This is a genomic window from Dyella sp. 05T440, from assembly GCF_056395965.1.
The window spans coordinates 17,672-31,757 of record NZ_JBFTKN010000011.1 but is presented as its reverse complement, the minus strand read 5'-3'; the positions used below and the strand labels follow the sequence as shown (position 1 = coordinate 31,757).

Below are 14,086 nucleotides of genomic sequence, written 5' to 3'. Positions count from 1 at the left end.
CTCGTGTGAGTGGACGCGTGTAGCGTCAGAGAATCTGTGCCACCTGGCTAAGCGGCACGCCGCCCACGCCCGATACCTGCAAGTACGTGCCCAGCGTGCTGCCGCCATAACCCACGCCCGTCACCGTGCCGGAGACATAGGTGTCCAACGAGGTGCTGGCGCTGCCCGAGCCACTGCTCGCCTGCAGCGTGTAAGTGCCCTTGGCCACCGTATTGCCGTTATCGTCCTTGCCGTCCCAGCTGAACTGCGCCAGGCCCGCGCTTTGTGCGCCGAGTGCAATCGTGCGCACCACGTTGCCGCTGCCATCGAGCACCTGCACCGTAGGGCTGCTCGCGGCGGTCACATTGATGGCGCCCTTTATCGCGTCAGTACCGTCAAACGTGGCCGAGCCGGCCGGCACCAGCACATCGCGATTCACCAGGTTCGCCGAACTCAGCACCTGCGAGGTCTGCATGTTCGACGTGACATTGCTGCTCATCGTCTGGAGGTCGGTATCGAGCTGCTGCGTGGCCGACAACTGGCTGAACTGCGCCATCTGCGAAACGAACTGCGAGTTGTCGACCGGGTTGGTCGGGTCCTGCGCCTGCAGCTGGGCCGTCATCAACTTGAGGAAATCAGCCTGCGTCATCGTGCTCGACAGCGCCGAATTCACGTTCGACGAGCTGCTCGAGCTGGAACTGCTCGAGTTGTTCGTATTGGTATTGCTGGTGCTGCTTGGAATCGTGGACATGGGGTTTCCTGCCGGCTTACTTGCCGAGGTCGAGTGTCTTGAGCATCAGCTGCTTGGTGGTATTCATCGCCTCGACGTTGTTCTGGTACGAGCGCGACGCCGTGATCATGTTCACCAGCTCATCGATGGGGTTGACGTTGCTGCCATAGACGTAACCCGTGTCATCTGCCATCGGATTGCCCGGCTCGTAACGCGCCTGCACGTCAGCCTGGCTTTCGGTCACGCCCTTCACCTGCACGCCCACCGAGCTGTCCGCATCGGCGCTCTTGGCCCCGCCCATCGCGCGCTGCACCGCCGAGAACAGCGGCTCCTTCGCGCGATACGCGCCTTCGGGCGTGCTCGACACGCTGTCGGCATTGGCAAGGTTGGACGCCACCGTGTTCAGCCGCAGCGACTGCGCCGCCATGCCCGAACCGGAGACATCAAAGATCTTGAACAAGGACATCAGCTCTGGCCTCCGGTGATGGCCGTGCGCAGCATGTGGATCTGCGCCGTGATAAAGGACAGGCTGGCCTGGTAGTGCACGCCGTTAGCGGCGAAATTCGCCTGCTCCACCTGCGTGTCCACCGTATTGCCGTCCATCGAGGGCTGCGTGGGCGTGCGATACGCAAGTTGTTGCGCCGACTGCGCCTGCGGATTGATCTGCCCCGGCTGGGTAATCGTCATGGCTAGCGTATTGCTGTTGCCACTCGCATTGGCCATGGCCTTCTTGAAGTCGACATCGCGCGCGAGGTATCCCGGCGTGTCCGCATTGGCCAGATTGCTCGCCAACACTTCACTGCGCCGCTGCCACGTATCAAGCGCCTGCGTGTGCAATCCGAACAGGTTGTCGTTGATCGAACTCATCACTCACTCCTGCGGCGGAGGCCGCGGGACGGTTTGAGCAATTTGCGTGCCACGGTTCACAACGCGGCTGGCAGGCCGCGCCGTTGCTGGGTTTACGCGGATTTTGCGCAAGGCCTTGGAGTGGGTTTTCGGGTGGGAGTCGGAATTTCGACGCGGGCGGTAGCGGCTTCCTGACGCATGGACTGAAGGAGTGTCCACGCCATGCTCTCAAGCGTCTCAACCCTCAGCCATCGCCACACCTGGCGCTTGCCTGTGGGAGCGCACCCTGTGCGCGACCGCCACGCTGGGTGTACCGCTGCGTAGGTTTGTCGCGCACAGGGTGCGCTCCCACAAATGGCAGACCGTCATCATTGGTCCGCCACCCACGAATCTGCGCACCCCTTGTAGGAACGCACCTTGTGCGCGACCGCAGAGTTGCGGCGTACCGCGCCGTGGGGCTGTCGCGCACAGGGTGCGCTCCCACAAGAGAAGCACACCGGGCAACGACTGGCCGTGCGCTCTTGATGCGGCTCTTGATGCGGCTCTTGACCCGGGGTCCCCGTATGACGCGGCGGGCGGGTGGAGGAAAGCCCGAAGGGTGGCCGCATGGATGCGGCCAGTTTTTCGACAGGACAGGGATGTCCTGTCGAAAAACCCCGCAACCCGCACGCGCACCTGGAGGGCCAAAGGCCCGGAAGGCGCGTCATCCGGGGGGCCCTTCTCTTTGGTTACTTTCTCTTGGGCAAGCAAGAGAAAGTAACTCGGCTGCCGGCAGGCAGACGAAACGCCCGCCGCGTAGGCGGCACGCTGGCGATAGGGCAACAACCGGAGACTTTCGCTACCGGATGACCAGCCATTCGGCTGTTGAAGAGCGCTTCCGGCCTACGCCGGGATGACGAGCAAAAGAAGACTGCAGCACCGCCACACGGTGAGGCTAGATTGGCCCCTCACCCCAACCCTCTCCCCGAAGGGGAGAGGGAGCAAGTCGCGACGATCACGGCCTCAGCAACATCGCCCCCAAAAATCAAAACCCTTCAAACCTCTCCGGCATCAACTCCAACACCGTCTGCGCCAACAAATCCGGCTGAAACTTCGCCACAAAGCGATCCGCATTCACCTCGCGCACCATCGCCTCATTGAATATCCCGCTGATCGAACTGTGCAACACCACCTTCAGCGACCGCAGCGACGCCGTTTCGCGAATCGCCCGCGTCAACGCGTAACCATCCATCCGCGGCATCTCGATATCCGACACCACCAGGGTCACGCTTTCCTCGCCCTGCGTTTCCGCCAGCGCCTCCAGCCGCTCCAGCGCCTCGCGGCCATCCTGGGCGACCACGCATTCCACGTCCATCTGGCGGAACAGGTTCACCAGCTGGTTGCGCGCCACCAGCGAATCGTCCACCACCATCACCCGCCGCGGCTGCAGATCATGTACGCGCGCGATGCGCTGCATCGGCGCGGACAATTCGGTGGTGTTGGCATTGAGCGTGGCCAGCACATGCTCCACGTCGACCACGGCGACCAAGGAGCCGTCCACGCGAGTCACGGCATTGACGCGACTGCCAAAGCCCAGCGCTGCCGACGGCGCAGCCAGCGATTCGCCATCGCAATGCACCAGCCGTTGCGGCTCGGCGACCAGGAAGCCCTGCACGCTGCGGCTGAACTCGGTGACCATCAGGTGTGCCGAGCTCACGTCGCGCAAAGACGCGTAGCCCAGCGCCACCGCCAGATCGATGACGGGTATCGTCGTGCCGCGGTAGTCGCAACTGCCGGCAATCAGCGGATGCGCATCGGGCATGCGCTCCATCGGAGGACGGCGCATCACCTCCCTCACCTTGAATACATTGATGCCGAACAGCTGCTCATCGCCCATCCGGAACAACAGCATGGCCACGCGGTTGTGACCCGCCAGCCGGGTCTGCTGCTCCACCTTGTCCATCCACGCGCTCATGCGGATTCCTCGCCGCGGCCCAGCCGCTTTATCTCCCGCGTATCGGCCGCCAGCGCATCGGCTTGAGCAGCAACATCGCCATGGCACGTCGCTTGCTTCTCAAGTTCCGACGTTCGCCGCCGATGCCGGAGGCGACCCTAAAGGAAGGAAAGATCCACCCATGAGTCTGATCTGGAGCCAGCACCTCGCCGAACTTGCCCGCGCTGCCGCGGCGGGTGATCGCGCCCAGGTCGCACAGCTGACGGCCCGCCATCCGCGCGCAGCGCAGGCATTGGCGCCGCTGCTGGCGGCCGTTCTCACTGCCAGGCCGCCCGTGGCCGTGGCCATGCAGACGATGGAGCAGCTGGGCCTGGTGCTGGGTGCATCGCAGCAGCTGGCGCGCGAGCAGGCGTCCATGCACCAGTCGGCGCAGGAGAGCCGCGACGACGTCGGCCGTTTGACGGACGGCAGTGCCGGAATCTCGACATCCCTCCAACAGATTGGCACCGGCCTGGACTATGCACGCCAGACCGGCGAGACCAGCGAGCGCAGCGTGAGCGAGCTCGACGGCCAGCTGCGCCTGCTGCGCACGGCGCTGTCGGCCATGAACCGCAACCAGAGCAAGCTCGCCGAACAAGTGGCGCAGATCCGCAAGCTCACCAGTGTGGTGCAGGAAATCGCCCACCAAACCAACCTGGTGGCATTGAATGCCGCCATCGAAGCCGCCCGCGCTGGCGAAGCTGGTCGCGGCTTTGCCGTCGTGGCCGACGAAGTGAAACAGCTGGCCGAGAAAACCAGCCTGGCCACCAACGAGATCGAAACGGTCACCGGCTCCATCGGTGATTTCTCGCTGCAGCTGGATGGCGATGTGCAGCAAGGCCTGCAGCGCCTCGACCGCGCGCAGGGCGGCCTCAGCCAGACCGAAACCTCGCTGCGCGACAGCGGCGAAGCGCTGCGCCAGATCGGCGAGCGCATCGGCAGCATGCAGAAGAACCAGGATGTCCACCACGCCCGCGCCGTCGCGGCGCAAGCCGCGCTGGGCGCGTGGCATCGTCGTTCGGCGGAAGCCACCCGCCAGTCCGAAGCATTGAGCCGCGGCGCCCTGCTCGGCCATCGCCTCGCGCTGGACTGGCTGGAGAGCGAAAGTGGCGAAGATCCGGCCAGCCTCAGCCTCACCGTGCGCGAAGCCGCCCAAGGCCTGCGCCAGGCGATGGAGTTGGCGCTGCAGGAGCCGGCCGCGCTCGATCGCCGCTGGTTCGACACCCAGGCCCTCAGCCGCACGCTCGACCGCCTCACTGCAGGCCGCTCCAGCAACGCCGCCGCTGGCGCACTCTCGGCCGCTGGCGCGCGCATGCGCGAGCAAGGCAGCACGTTTGCCACCCTGCTATGCGATGGCCAGCTCGATCAGGCGGGCCAGCTGATGCGACAGCTCGAAGGCGAGCGCGAAACGCTGCTGACCCAACTGAACGCACTGCTCGCCGATCTATGAAGCATCCTCTGGCCGCCCTGCTGCTCGGCGCCTTCGTGCTGCCCGTCCATGCGACGGAGCCGGCACAGGCGGCGCGTACGGCGGCCGAGCAATGGCTGCGTGGCCAGTACGAGACGCCCGGCAGCCGCGTCGTGGCGCAAGCCGCTGAACTTGATACGCACGCGCTGCAGCTCGCGCCCTGCCCGGCCTCGCTGACGGCGGGCCTGCAGGCAGGCGCTCGTCTGATGCCACGCATGAACGTGCTGGTAAGGTGCCCGGGCCCGGATGGCTGGACTCTGCACGTGCCCGTGCAATTGCAGGTGTTTCGCCAGGTGCTGGTGCTGACTCATCCGCTGCAGCGCGGTGACGGCGTTCGCGCCGACGACGTGCGCGGCGAGGAGCGCGACATCACGCGCCTGGGCTACGGCTATGTCAACGACATGGCAGAGCTGCAGGGGCGTACGCTCTCGCGCGCCCTGGGCGCCGGCTCGGTGGTCACGCCGGCGGCACTGGGCGGGCGCAGCGCGGTGAAGGCGGGCGACCAGGTGCAACTGGTGTCCCGGCTGGATGGGATCGAAGTCCGCGCCAGCGGCGTCGCGCTGGGTGGCGGGGACAGCGGTTCGCGCCTGAAGGTGCGCAACGGCAGCTCCGGCAAGGTGATCGACGCCATGGTGACGGCCCCGGGGGAAGTCCTGGCGCTACCCTGAATGCAGTGCATGAGCCATTAAAGTTTGCGGCCCCCCGGCCGATCCTGTAAGCAACAGGGCCAGATATCCAAGAGAACGGACCCATGAATACCACGATCTCCAACAACGGCTTGCCCAAGCTTCCCCAGCCCGCCACAGGCCAGGCCAGCGGCTCCACGCAGGGCGCGACCAGCACCACGGCCAGCGAGGCCACCGGCAGCAGCACGGGCGCAAACGACCGCGTCCAGCTGACCGACTCCGCGCGTGCCTTGCAGGAAGCATCCCGCACGAACAGCGGTGCCACCATGGACACGAAGAAAGTCGAGCACATCCGCCAGCAGCTGGCGAGCGGCACCTACAAGGTCGATGCAGGCAAGATCGCCGATCGCATGATGTCCCTCGAAAACCAGCTCAACGGCAAGTCATGAGCCCGTCACTGCAAGCCGAACTGGACCATGCGCTGACCGCCGCGGTGGACGAGATGCGGCTGGCAGTGGGCCAATTGATGGATGCGCTCACCACCGAGCGCACCGCCCTGGAAACGGCCGACGTCGATGCGCTCAACCAGGCCGGCGCCAGCAAGCACGAACTGATGGTGCGACTGGAACAGCTCGACAGCGAACGCGTGCAGCTCAGCCAGGGCGCGCCGGAAGCCAGCCGCACGCTGGCTCCCCGCTGGCAAGAGATTCTGCAGTCGCTGCGTGCCTGCCAGCAGCTCAACCAGCGCAACGGTTATCTCGTCGGTCAGCGCCTGCAGCAAGTGCGCAAGGCGTTGGCCGTACTGACCGGCAACGAAGCCGAAGCGAGCGTGTACGGCCGCACCGGTGATCTGCGCACGAGCCTGCGCTCACAGTCGTTGGCCGAGGCTTAAGACGTTATGACGCGCGTCCAGCCTTCCAGCACGCGCGGTTGTTTGCAGGCGGCAGTTGCCGCTCCTCTCCACCATCGTCACCACATCGACTGATCATGAGCGAAGCTGCGGCCATCCCCTCCGCCTCGGACGCCTCCACCGCCAGCGAACAAGCGCTGCCGGTGATCCGTCTGCCCATGCTGGACAGCAAGCGCGAACTGTTCGCCTACGAGATCGTCTTCCAGGACGATGCCGAGGACGAAGCCACACTGATGCGTCGCGCGCTCGCCACCATCACCGATGGCGCGCTCGCGCGCCTGGTGCGCGGCAACCGCACGTTCCTCAGGCTCACGCACGAATTGCTGATGGAAGAAACCGACGTGCTGCAGCACCAGCCACGCTTCGGCGTGCTGCTGCAGCCCGAGGCCGCCGCCGATGCCGCCCTGGTGGAACGCCTGGCACGCATGGCGCAGCGCGGTTGCCCGCTGATGCTCGACGCCGGTGACACCACGCTGGAATTCAATCCCGCCGTGGAACCCCTGCTCAAGATCGTGCAGTTCGTGCGCCTGGACGCCAGCAAGCTCGACCCGGCCACGCTGCGCTCGCGCAGCGAATACCTGCATGCGCGCGGCACCCATGTCGTCGCCGGTCATGTCGACGATCACGACACCTATCACCGCTGCGAATCGCTGCCGTTGCAGGCGATCCAGGGCCAGTTCCTGCTCAAGCCCGAACCCGTCGCCGTGCCGGTGCTCTCCGCCAGCCGCCTGAGTCTGCTGCGCCTGATGAAGGCCTTGCAGGAAGGCAATCCGGGCCCGGTCGAACTAGGCCAGATCGTGCGCGACGACGCCATCCTCAGCTACAAGCTGCTGGGCTGCGTGAACTCCGCGTACTTCGCATTGCCGCGCCAGCTCAAATCCGTGCAGCAGGCTGCCATCTTCTTCGGCGCCGCGCGCTTGCGTAATTGGATCTACACGATGGCGCTGAGCGGCACCGGCGACCGCCCGCCGGAACTGCTGCGCGCCGCGCTCATCCGCGCCCACATGTGCGAAAAGCTCGCCCAGCACATGCCCGCCGAACAACGCGAAATGGCCTTCACCGCCGGCCTCTTCTCGCTGCTCGACGCGATGATGGAAGCCCCGATGGATTTCGTCCTGTGGCACCTGCCGCTCGCCCGCGAAATCAGCAGCGCACTGCTGGAAAACAAGGGACCGTTCGCGACGCTGCTCGATCAGATCCGCGCGTGGGAAGCAGGCAACCTTCGCGGTGGCGAAGTGCAGCCACAAGTCATTCGCCGCATGGCAGCGATCTATCTCGAAGCCACACAGTGGGCCGATCACGTTTACGCGTTCGCGGACCAGCGACCCAATTGAGCTTGCTGATCGTGGTTTTCTCGCTGCACCAAGGTTGACGCCCGCTCGTCTGTGGGAGCGCACCCTGTGCGCGACTGCCACGCATGGGTATACCGCTCCGTAGGCTTGTCGCGCACAGGGTGCGCTCCCACAAATAGCCTATCCGCAACCTTCAATTGCGCCCCACGGCGTAAGCGCCCTCTTGTAGGAGCGCACTTGTGCGCGACCGCAGCGCCGAGATGTACCGCTCCGTCGGCTGGTCGCGCACAAGTGCGCTCCTACAAAAAGATACCCGGCAAGACCGGGCGTTGTTTGGCTCTTAATCTGGCTCTTGGCTCTTGGCTCTTGGCTCTTGGCTCTTGGCTCCCGGGGTCCCCGTATGACGCGGCGGGCGGGTGGAGGAAAGCCCGAAGGGTGGCCGCATGGATGCGGCCAGTTTTTCGACAGGACAGGGATGTCCTGTCGAAAAACCCCGTAACCCGACCGCGCACCTGGAGGGCCAACGGCCCGGAAGGCGCGTCATCCGGGGGGCCCTTTCTTTTGGTTACTTTTCTTTGGGCAAGCAAAGAAAAGTAACCCGGCCTCCGGCAGGAGGACGGAAGCCCGCGGCAGGCGAGCCAGATGGCGAAATCGTGACGACCCAGCGCGTAGTCAGTGAGTGACCAGCCGTTCGGTTATCGAGAAGCGCCTCGCGCCATCGCAGTAATGGCGAGCAAAAAGAAGACAGGGGCGATTCCGCACCGCGAGGCAAGGTTGGCCCCTCACCCCAACCCTCTCCCCGCGGGGGAGAGGGAGCAACGCTCAGGCAGCCGTCACCCGCAACCTCCAAACCGCCACCCCCATCCCCACCAACGCCACCCCAAACCACATCGCCCCCACCGCCATATCCGTCCCCAGCCACATCACACAAGCCACCGCGGAAATCAGCAGCGCACCGCTGCCGACCGCGAGCAAGGCATCGTGATGCGTGCGGGGACGCTCGGGGAGCAACAGCAGCGCGCCCAGCATCGCCAGCAGCAATCCGCCGATCCGGCGTGCCCATACGAACGACGGTGGCGCAGGAACATCGGGAACCACGTCGACCAGCGATCGCTCGCCGATCTGCACGTCGAAACCCTTGCCGTCAGTGGCGCTGGCCGAGGGAACCAGCTGATCGCCATCGATCTGGGCGAACACCGTGACCACCTGCGCCGGCACCGCCTCCCAGCTGACGCGCAAATCGCCCAGCTGCGGATGATCGGGATGCTCGCTGGTGGTGAAGTAGTTGCCGTTAAGCGCAAAGCTCGCCGCCAGATTCGTCGGCAACGTCTTGATGTTCGGCTCGATCAGCTCGCCGCCAAGCAGCGCATGCAGCAGCGGTGCGGACAGCACATAGTTGCCCACGCGGGCCTGGCCGGCATCGAACTGCCTGCCTTCGATCGGAAAGCGTTCGGGATTCACATGGCCCGAGGTCTGCGCAAAACGCCGCGAGTCGACCGGACGATCGACCCAGTCCTGTTCGTAGTGCACGTCGCCGCCCATGCGCAGCTCGCGCCACTGGAACATCTCGACGTGCCGAATCAGCACCGGCGCATGCGCGCGTTGTCCGAACTCGGAATCAGAGGGCTCCTCGATCACGCGCACGGCGCCGCTGACGCGCACCAGGTTGCCGTGATGAACTGCGGTCGACGAATCGCCGCCGCCAAGGTCGAAAATTTGTCCGCCGTGGCGATCGGAGGCATGGCGATTGTCGAGCAGCCCCTGCTCGGTCATCGCGACCAGACCCGCACCCGCCAACAAAAGCAGCACACCCAAAACGCGTCGCAACCAAGGCTGCATGGTGATCCCCTCCCCCTGTGGACGACTGGTCAGGCCGCCTGTCCCCGCATCGCTACTTGTTCGTCAGCCGTACCGTAACGGCCCCGCTCGTCCCGCACCACCCGCGCCACGGCACAGTCGTGGTCGTGGGTGAAAAACAGGCGGACGTCGCGGGCCAACTTGTCGTCCAGAAACGCGCGCTTCTCTTCGATCAATTTTTCCGGATAGCGGTCGTAGCCCATCGTAATAGGCAGGTGCACCCAAAAGCGCCCCGGGATGAGATCGGCGCAGAACACCACGCCGGCCACTTCCGCCAGCATCAGTCCAGGCGTGTGGCCGTCCGAATAGCTGAATCGCACAGCCTGACCCAGTGCCTTGGAATGCTCGCGTTCGACCAGCTCCAGACGACCGCTTGCCTCTAGCAGCGGCTGCAACTCCGGCACGAACGAGGCACGATCGCGCGCATGCGGTTGCAGCGCGCGGCGCCAATGCTCGGCGCCGACGATGTAGGTGGCGTTGGGAAACAGCAGACGCGGCGACTGCCCCTCTTCCCACGCAGCAAGCAAGCCGCCAGCGTGGTCGAAGTGCAGATGCGACAACACCACGGCGTCGATGTCTTCGTGCGTGAGCCCGGCTTCCGCCAATGAATCGAGCAGCACATGACGCTCTTCCACCACACCGTAGCGCTCGCGCAACGCAGGCTCGAAGAACGCACCGATGCCGGTTTCGAACAGCACGTTCTTGCCGTCGAGGTCTTTCACCAGCAGGCAGCGACACGCAAGCGGAATGCGGTTTTCCGCGTCGGGCTTGATCCAGCGCGACCACAGCGCCTTCGGCGCATTGCCGAACATGGCGCCGCCATCAAGCTGCTGCGAATTGCCGGTGATAGACCACAGTTCCATCGTTACTGCACCTTGCCCAGACCCGACTCGCGGCGCGGATCGCTGGCCGCATCGAGCTTGTTGGTCTTCAGATCCCAGGTGACCACGTTCATGTAACCCCAGGGGCTGCGTTCCTTCAGTTCATGGCCCATCTGCCTGAGCGCGTCGGCGGTGGCCGGATCGAAGGTGCCCGGCTCCACGTCCACGCGATCGGGCATGTACTGGTGGTGGTAGCGCTTCTGCGCAGCGATGCCTTCGGCGTTCTTGCCGTCCATGAAGGCGAGTATGCCTTCCAGCACCTGGGTGATGATGGTCGAACCGCCCGGCGAACCGATCACGCCGACGCGATCGGCGCCGAACACGATGCTCGGCGTCATCGACGACAGCATGCGCTTGCCCGGTGCCGGCGCATTCGCTTCGCTGCCGAGCAGGCCGTAGACGTTGGGCTTGTTGGGTACCAGCGCGAAGTCGTCCATCTCGTCGTTGAGCAGCACGCCGGTGCCGGCGGCAACGAAGGTGGAACCCATGGTGTAGTTCACCGTCGAGGTGATCGAGGCGATATTGCCGTCCTTGTCGATCACCGAGAAATGCGTGGTGTGCATGCCCGGATCCACACCGGTGCTACCCGGCAGCATCGACGAGGGCGTGGCCTTGTCGGGCAGGATGGTCATGCGCAGACCCGCCGCGTAATAAGGCGACAACAGCATGTCCAGCGGCATCTTCACGAAGTCCGGGTCGCCCAGATAGTCGTTATGGTCCCGGAACGCGCGACGCATGGCTTCGATCACCAGATGCGTGCGATGGGCCTCATCGAGCTTGCTCAGGTCGTAGCCGGAGAGGATGTTGAGGATCTCCGCCACTGCCACGCCACCCGACGAGGACGGCGGCGCCGTGACCACGCGATAGCCGCGATAGTCCACCGTGATCGGCGTGCGTTCCTTCACCTGGTAACTCTCCAGGTCTTTAGCCGTCCAGTTGCCACCGGCGGCACGCACGGCGTCGACCAGCTTCTTGCCGATCTCGCCGCGATAGAAACCATCGGCACCCTGCTCGCCCAGCACTTCCAGCGTGCGGGCCTGGTCCGGATCGCGCCATGCCTGACCGGCGACGGGCGGCTTGCCGTTCGGCAGGTACTTGGCCACTGACGCAGGCCAGCGCTGGATGTCCTGCTGGCGTTCGCTGATCGCATTGATCAGGCGGGCATCGGGCTGGAAGCCGTCGCGGGCCAGGCGGATGGCCGGCGCCAGCGAGTCCTTCAGCGGCAGCTTGCCGTAGTGCTTGGCCAGCCACGCGAGGCCGGCGGGCTCGCCGGGAATGCCAGCGGAAAGCGGCCCGTTCAAGGCGGTGTCGCGATTGGGCGAACCGTCCTTGTTGAGATAGTCCTTGGTGTTCACCGCTGCCGGCGCGGTTTCGCGCGCATCGATGAAGATGTCCTTGCCGTCCGAGGCGCGATGCAGCACCGCCATGAAACCGCCGCCGATGCCCGAGCTTTCCGGTTCGACGATGGAAAGCGTGGAGGCCACCGCGATGGCCGCGTCGAACGCATTGCCGCCCTTGGCCAGCACTTCGAGGCCGGCGTCAGTGGCGTGGAAATTCGCGCTGGCGATGCCGGCGTGGCCGGGACGCTGCGTGATGACGTGCGCGGGAGCGGTGGTGGCGGGAGCAACGGCGGGGCGGCTGTCGGCGTACGCAACGCTGGAGGAAACAAGCAGGGCCAGCAGCGTCACGCGCCAGTTCAACGGGTGCTTCATGCGTCGTCCTTTGGGGATACATGGCCCGATGGTGCCGCGCTATCGCCTTGCGCCATCAGGAAACGGTACTTGAGGTCGAGCTGATCGTGGGTTTCGGTGTGCTCGGGGTCGACGATGATGCACTCGACCGGGCACACATCCACGCATTGCGGTTCGTCGTAGTGACCGATGCACTCCGTGCACAGCGACGGATCGATCACGTAGTACTCCTCGCCCAGCGAGATCGCCTTGTTCGGACAAACCGGTTCGCAGACGTCGCAATTGACGCAGGTATCGAGGATTTTCAGGGACATTCGCTGAGTTTACATGGTGGGCGCGGATGGTGCGCCGCAAGATCCGGCGGTTGGAACCATCAAGATGGATGCGCACTGGAAAAACAAAAGCCCGCGGCACTTTCGCACCGCGGGCTTCGAAACCGCTCCGGAATCCGGAACTTACATGTTCACGTAACGGATGGTGGCGCCGGTCGGCTGCAGCGCCGAGGTCACCTTGTCCTTGTCACCGGCGTCGCCGATCACCAGCACGATCACGTCCTTGAAGGAGCCGGCCTTGGCGTCCTTGAAGGCATCGGTCACGAACTGCGAGGTCTTGGACGAATCGGGACCGGCGAACACCAGCATATTGCCCGGCAGCACGCCGCGGGCCACGGTGTCCTGCACCTGCTCGAGCTGGCGCTGGCGCAGCGCGTTGGCGTCTTCGGTATCGCCGCCCGGCACCAGGTACGGGAACGGACGGTCGGCCGTCATGCCCTGCATGTTCTTCTGGACGATCTGGCCGAGGTAGGCGTTCCACGCCTTGGAATCGTTCGGATCGGTCGGCTTGGTAACGGCGGCGACCTGCTCGGTCGGCTGCTGGGCGGACTCGTCCTGCTGGCTGCAGGCGGTGATGCCGGTGATCGCGATGGCGGCGAGAAGAGCGTACTTGTACATGGTGGTCACCCTGGAATGATGAAATCTGGTCATGGGATCCGTTGGATAACCGACCTTTCGGCCGTCATGCGACAGAGCCTTGTTGGACCGGGGGAATCAACCGGTTTCTTGGCAGCCGTGCCACCAGCAAAACCTTGCCTACCCCTGATCCGCGGCGAGCGACTGTCCTGTCCGCAGGATGCGGGCGAGGATACACGACGATGCCCGCTCCGGACACCGTCAGACGTGTTGCACTGCGGGTTTACGGGGTGCTCAGTCGTCCGAGGCCACGCGGTCCCGGTGCCAGCGCTGGCGCATCGCCTGCTGCACGGCGGGGTGCACGAAACCGGAGATATCGCCGCCCAGACGGCCGATCTCGCGCACCAGGGTCGAGGAGATGAAGCTGTACTGCTCGGCCGGCGTAAGAAACAGCGTCTCGGCCTGGGGAATGAGGTGGCGGTTCATGCTGGCGAGCTGGAATTCGTATTCGAAATCCGAGACGGCGCGCAGGCCGCGGATGATCACGCCAGCGCCCACTTCCTCGACAAAATGCGCCAACAGGCCATCGAAGCCGCGCACTTCCACGTTCCTCAGGTCGGCCAGCGCCAGTCGCGCCAGGGCGATGCGCTCGTTGAGGCTGAAGCCCGGCCCCCGGCCCTTGTTGGGGCTGTCGGCCACCGCCACGATGATGCGCTCGAACAGCGGCGCAGCACGGGCCACCAGGTCGGCATGGCCGTTGGTGATGGGATCGAAGGTGCCCGGGTAAACGGCGAGGCGCTGGTTGACCGGCAGCTTGTTCACGTGACGAGTCACCGTCAGCAGAGGGGCGGCTAGCTTAGGCCCGTTCGAGGCATCCGCCTAGCCTGTTTCCTAAACCCGGAAATCCATGGGCCCAAGCCACCCAC

15 protein-coding genes are annotated in these 14,086 nt (G+C 65.0%); 5 read left to right on the top strand and 10 right to left on the bottom strand.

Annotated features, from left to right (window positions below):
• Nucleotides 1-25: 25 nt before the first annotated feature.
• The 4 genes from AC1DE1_RS15015 to AC1DE1_RS15000 form a co-directional block, all read right to left on the bottom strand.
• Complete coding sequence (locus tag AC1DE1_RS15015; protein ID WP_477178551.1) at nucleotides 26-730, bottom strand: flagellar hook assembly protein FlgD; 705 nt, start codon at nucleotides 728-730, stop codon at nucleotides 26-28.
• Nucleotides 731-746: 16 nt separating this feature from the next.
• On the bottom strand, nucleotides 747-1,175 hold the full coding sequence (gene flgC, locus AC1DE1_RS15010; protein WP_477176979.1) for a flagellar basal body rod protein FlgC: 429 nt from the start codon (nucleotides 1,173-1,175) through the stop codon (nucleotides 747-749).
• Nucleotides 1,175-1,576 (bottom strand): flagellar basal body rod protein FlgB, encoded by a 402-nt coding sequence (flgB, locus tag AC1DE1_RS15005; protein WP_441602997.1) that lies wholly within the window; start codon nucleotides 1,574-1,576, stop codon nucleotides 1,175-1,177. The genes flgC and flgB overlap by 1 nt, the downstream gene beginning before the upstream one ends.
• Nucleotides 1,577-2,579: 1,003 nt before the next feature.
• On the bottom strand, nucleotides 2,580-3,509 hold the full coding sequence (locus tag AC1DE1_RS15000) for a chemotaxis protein (protein ID WP_477176978.1): 930 nt from the start codon (nucleotides 3,507-3,509) through the stop codon (nucleotides 2,580-2,582).
• Nucleotides 3,510-3,669: 160 nt separating this feature from the next.
• Between AC1DE1_RS15000 and AC1DE1_RS14995 the strand changes: the two genes are divergently transcribed.
• From AC1DE1_RS14995 to AC1DE1_RS14975, 5 genes are all read left to right on the top strand, one after another.
• Complete coding sequence (locus AC1DE1_RS14995) at nucleotides 3,670-4,977, top strand: methyl-accepting chemotaxis protein (protein ID WP_477176977.1); 1,308 nt, start codon at nucleotides 3,670-3,672, stop codon at nucleotides 4,975-4,977.
• Nucleotides 4,974-5,663: a flagellar basal body P-ring formation chaperone FlgA gene (gene flgA / locus AC1DE1_RS14990; protein ID WP_477176976.1), complete on the top strand. Its 690-nt coding sequence runs from the start codon at nucleotides 4,974-4,976 to the stop codon at nucleotides 5,661-5,663. Before AC1DE1_RS14995 ends, flgA begins: the two co-directional genes overlap by 4 nt.
• 83 nt (nucleotides 5,664-5,746) lie before the next feature.
• The gene (gene flgM / locus AC1DE1_RS14985) at nucleotides 5,747-6,070 is read left to right on the top strand and encodes a flagellar biosynthesis anti-sigma factor FlgM (protein ID WP_441603001.1); all 324 of its coding nucleotides are present in this window, start codon (nucleotides 5,747-5,749) and stop codon (nucleotides 6,068-6,070) included.
• Nucleotides 6,067-6,513, top strand: a complete 447-nt coding sequence (locus AC1DE1_RS14980; RefSeq protein WP_477176975.1) for a flagella synthesis protein FlgN — start codon at nucleotides 6,067-6,069, stop codon at nucleotides 6,511-6,513. Before flgM ends, AC1DE1_RS14980 begins: the two co-directional genes overlap by 4 nt.
• 95 nt (nucleotides 6,514-6,608) lie before the next feature.
• Nucleotides 6,609-7,865 carry an EAL and HDOD domain-containing protein gene (locus AC1DE1_RS14975; RefSeq protein WP_441603003.1) on the top strand — a complete coding sequence of 419 codons (1,257 nt, stop codon included), beginning with the start codon at nucleotides 6,609-6,611 and terminating at the stop codon, nucleotides 7,863-7,865.
• Between the two features lie 780 nt (nucleotides 7,866-8,645).
• Here AC1DE1_RS14975 and AC1DE1_RS14970 read toward each other — a convergent pair.
• The 6 genes from AC1DE1_RS14970 to coaD form a co-directional block, all read right to left on the bottom strand.
• Nucleotides 8,646-9,662: a TMEM43 family protein gene (locus tag AC1DE1_RS14970; protein WP_477177746.1), complete on the bottom strand. Its 1,017-nt coding sequence runs from the start codon at nucleotides 9,660-9,662 to the stop codon at nucleotides 8,646-8,648.
• A gap of 29 nt (nucleotides 9,663-9,691) precedes the next feature.
• Nucleotides 9,692-10,543 (bottom strand): MBL fold metallo-hydrolase, encoded by an 852-nt coding sequence (locus tag AC1DE1_RS14965; RefSeq protein WP_477177747.1) that lies wholly within the window; start codon nucleotides 10,541-10,543, stop codon nucleotides 9,692-9,694.
• A gap of 2 nt (nucleotides 10,544-10,545) precedes the next feature.
• A complete protein-coding gene (ggt, locus tag AC1DE1_RS14960; protein WP_477177748.1) occupies nucleotides 10,546-12,273 on the bottom strand; it encodes a gamma-glutamyltransferase in 1,728 nt (575 codons plus the stop codon).
• The gene (locus AC1DE1_RS14955) at nucleotides 12,270-12,566 is read right to left on the bottom strand and encodes a YfhL family 4Fe-4S dicluster ferredoxin (protein ID WP_441603007.1); all 297 of its coding nucleotides are present in this window, start codon (nucleotides 12,564-12,566) and stop codon (nucleotides 12,270-12,272) included. The genes ggt and AC1DE1_RS14955 overlap by 4 nt, the downstream gene beginning before the upstream one ends.
• Before the next feature lie 141 nt (nucleotides 12,567-12,707).
• The gene (locus AC1DE1_RS14950) at nucleotides 12,708-13,202 is read right to left on the bottom strand and encodes a hypothetical protein (RefSeq protein ID WP_441603008.1); all 495 of its coding nucleotides are present in this window, start codon (nucleotides 13,200-13,202) and stop codon (nucleotides 12,708-12,710) included.
• A 252-nt stretch (nucleotides 13,203-13,454) separates the two neighbouring features.
• A complete protein-coding gene (gene coaD / locus AC1DE1_RS14945; protein ID WP_477179129.1) occupies nucleotides 13,455-13,973 on the bottom strand; it encodes a pantetheine-phosphate adenylyltransferase in 519 nt (172 codons plus the stop codon).
• Nucleotides 13,974-14,086: the final 113 nt, after the last annotated feature.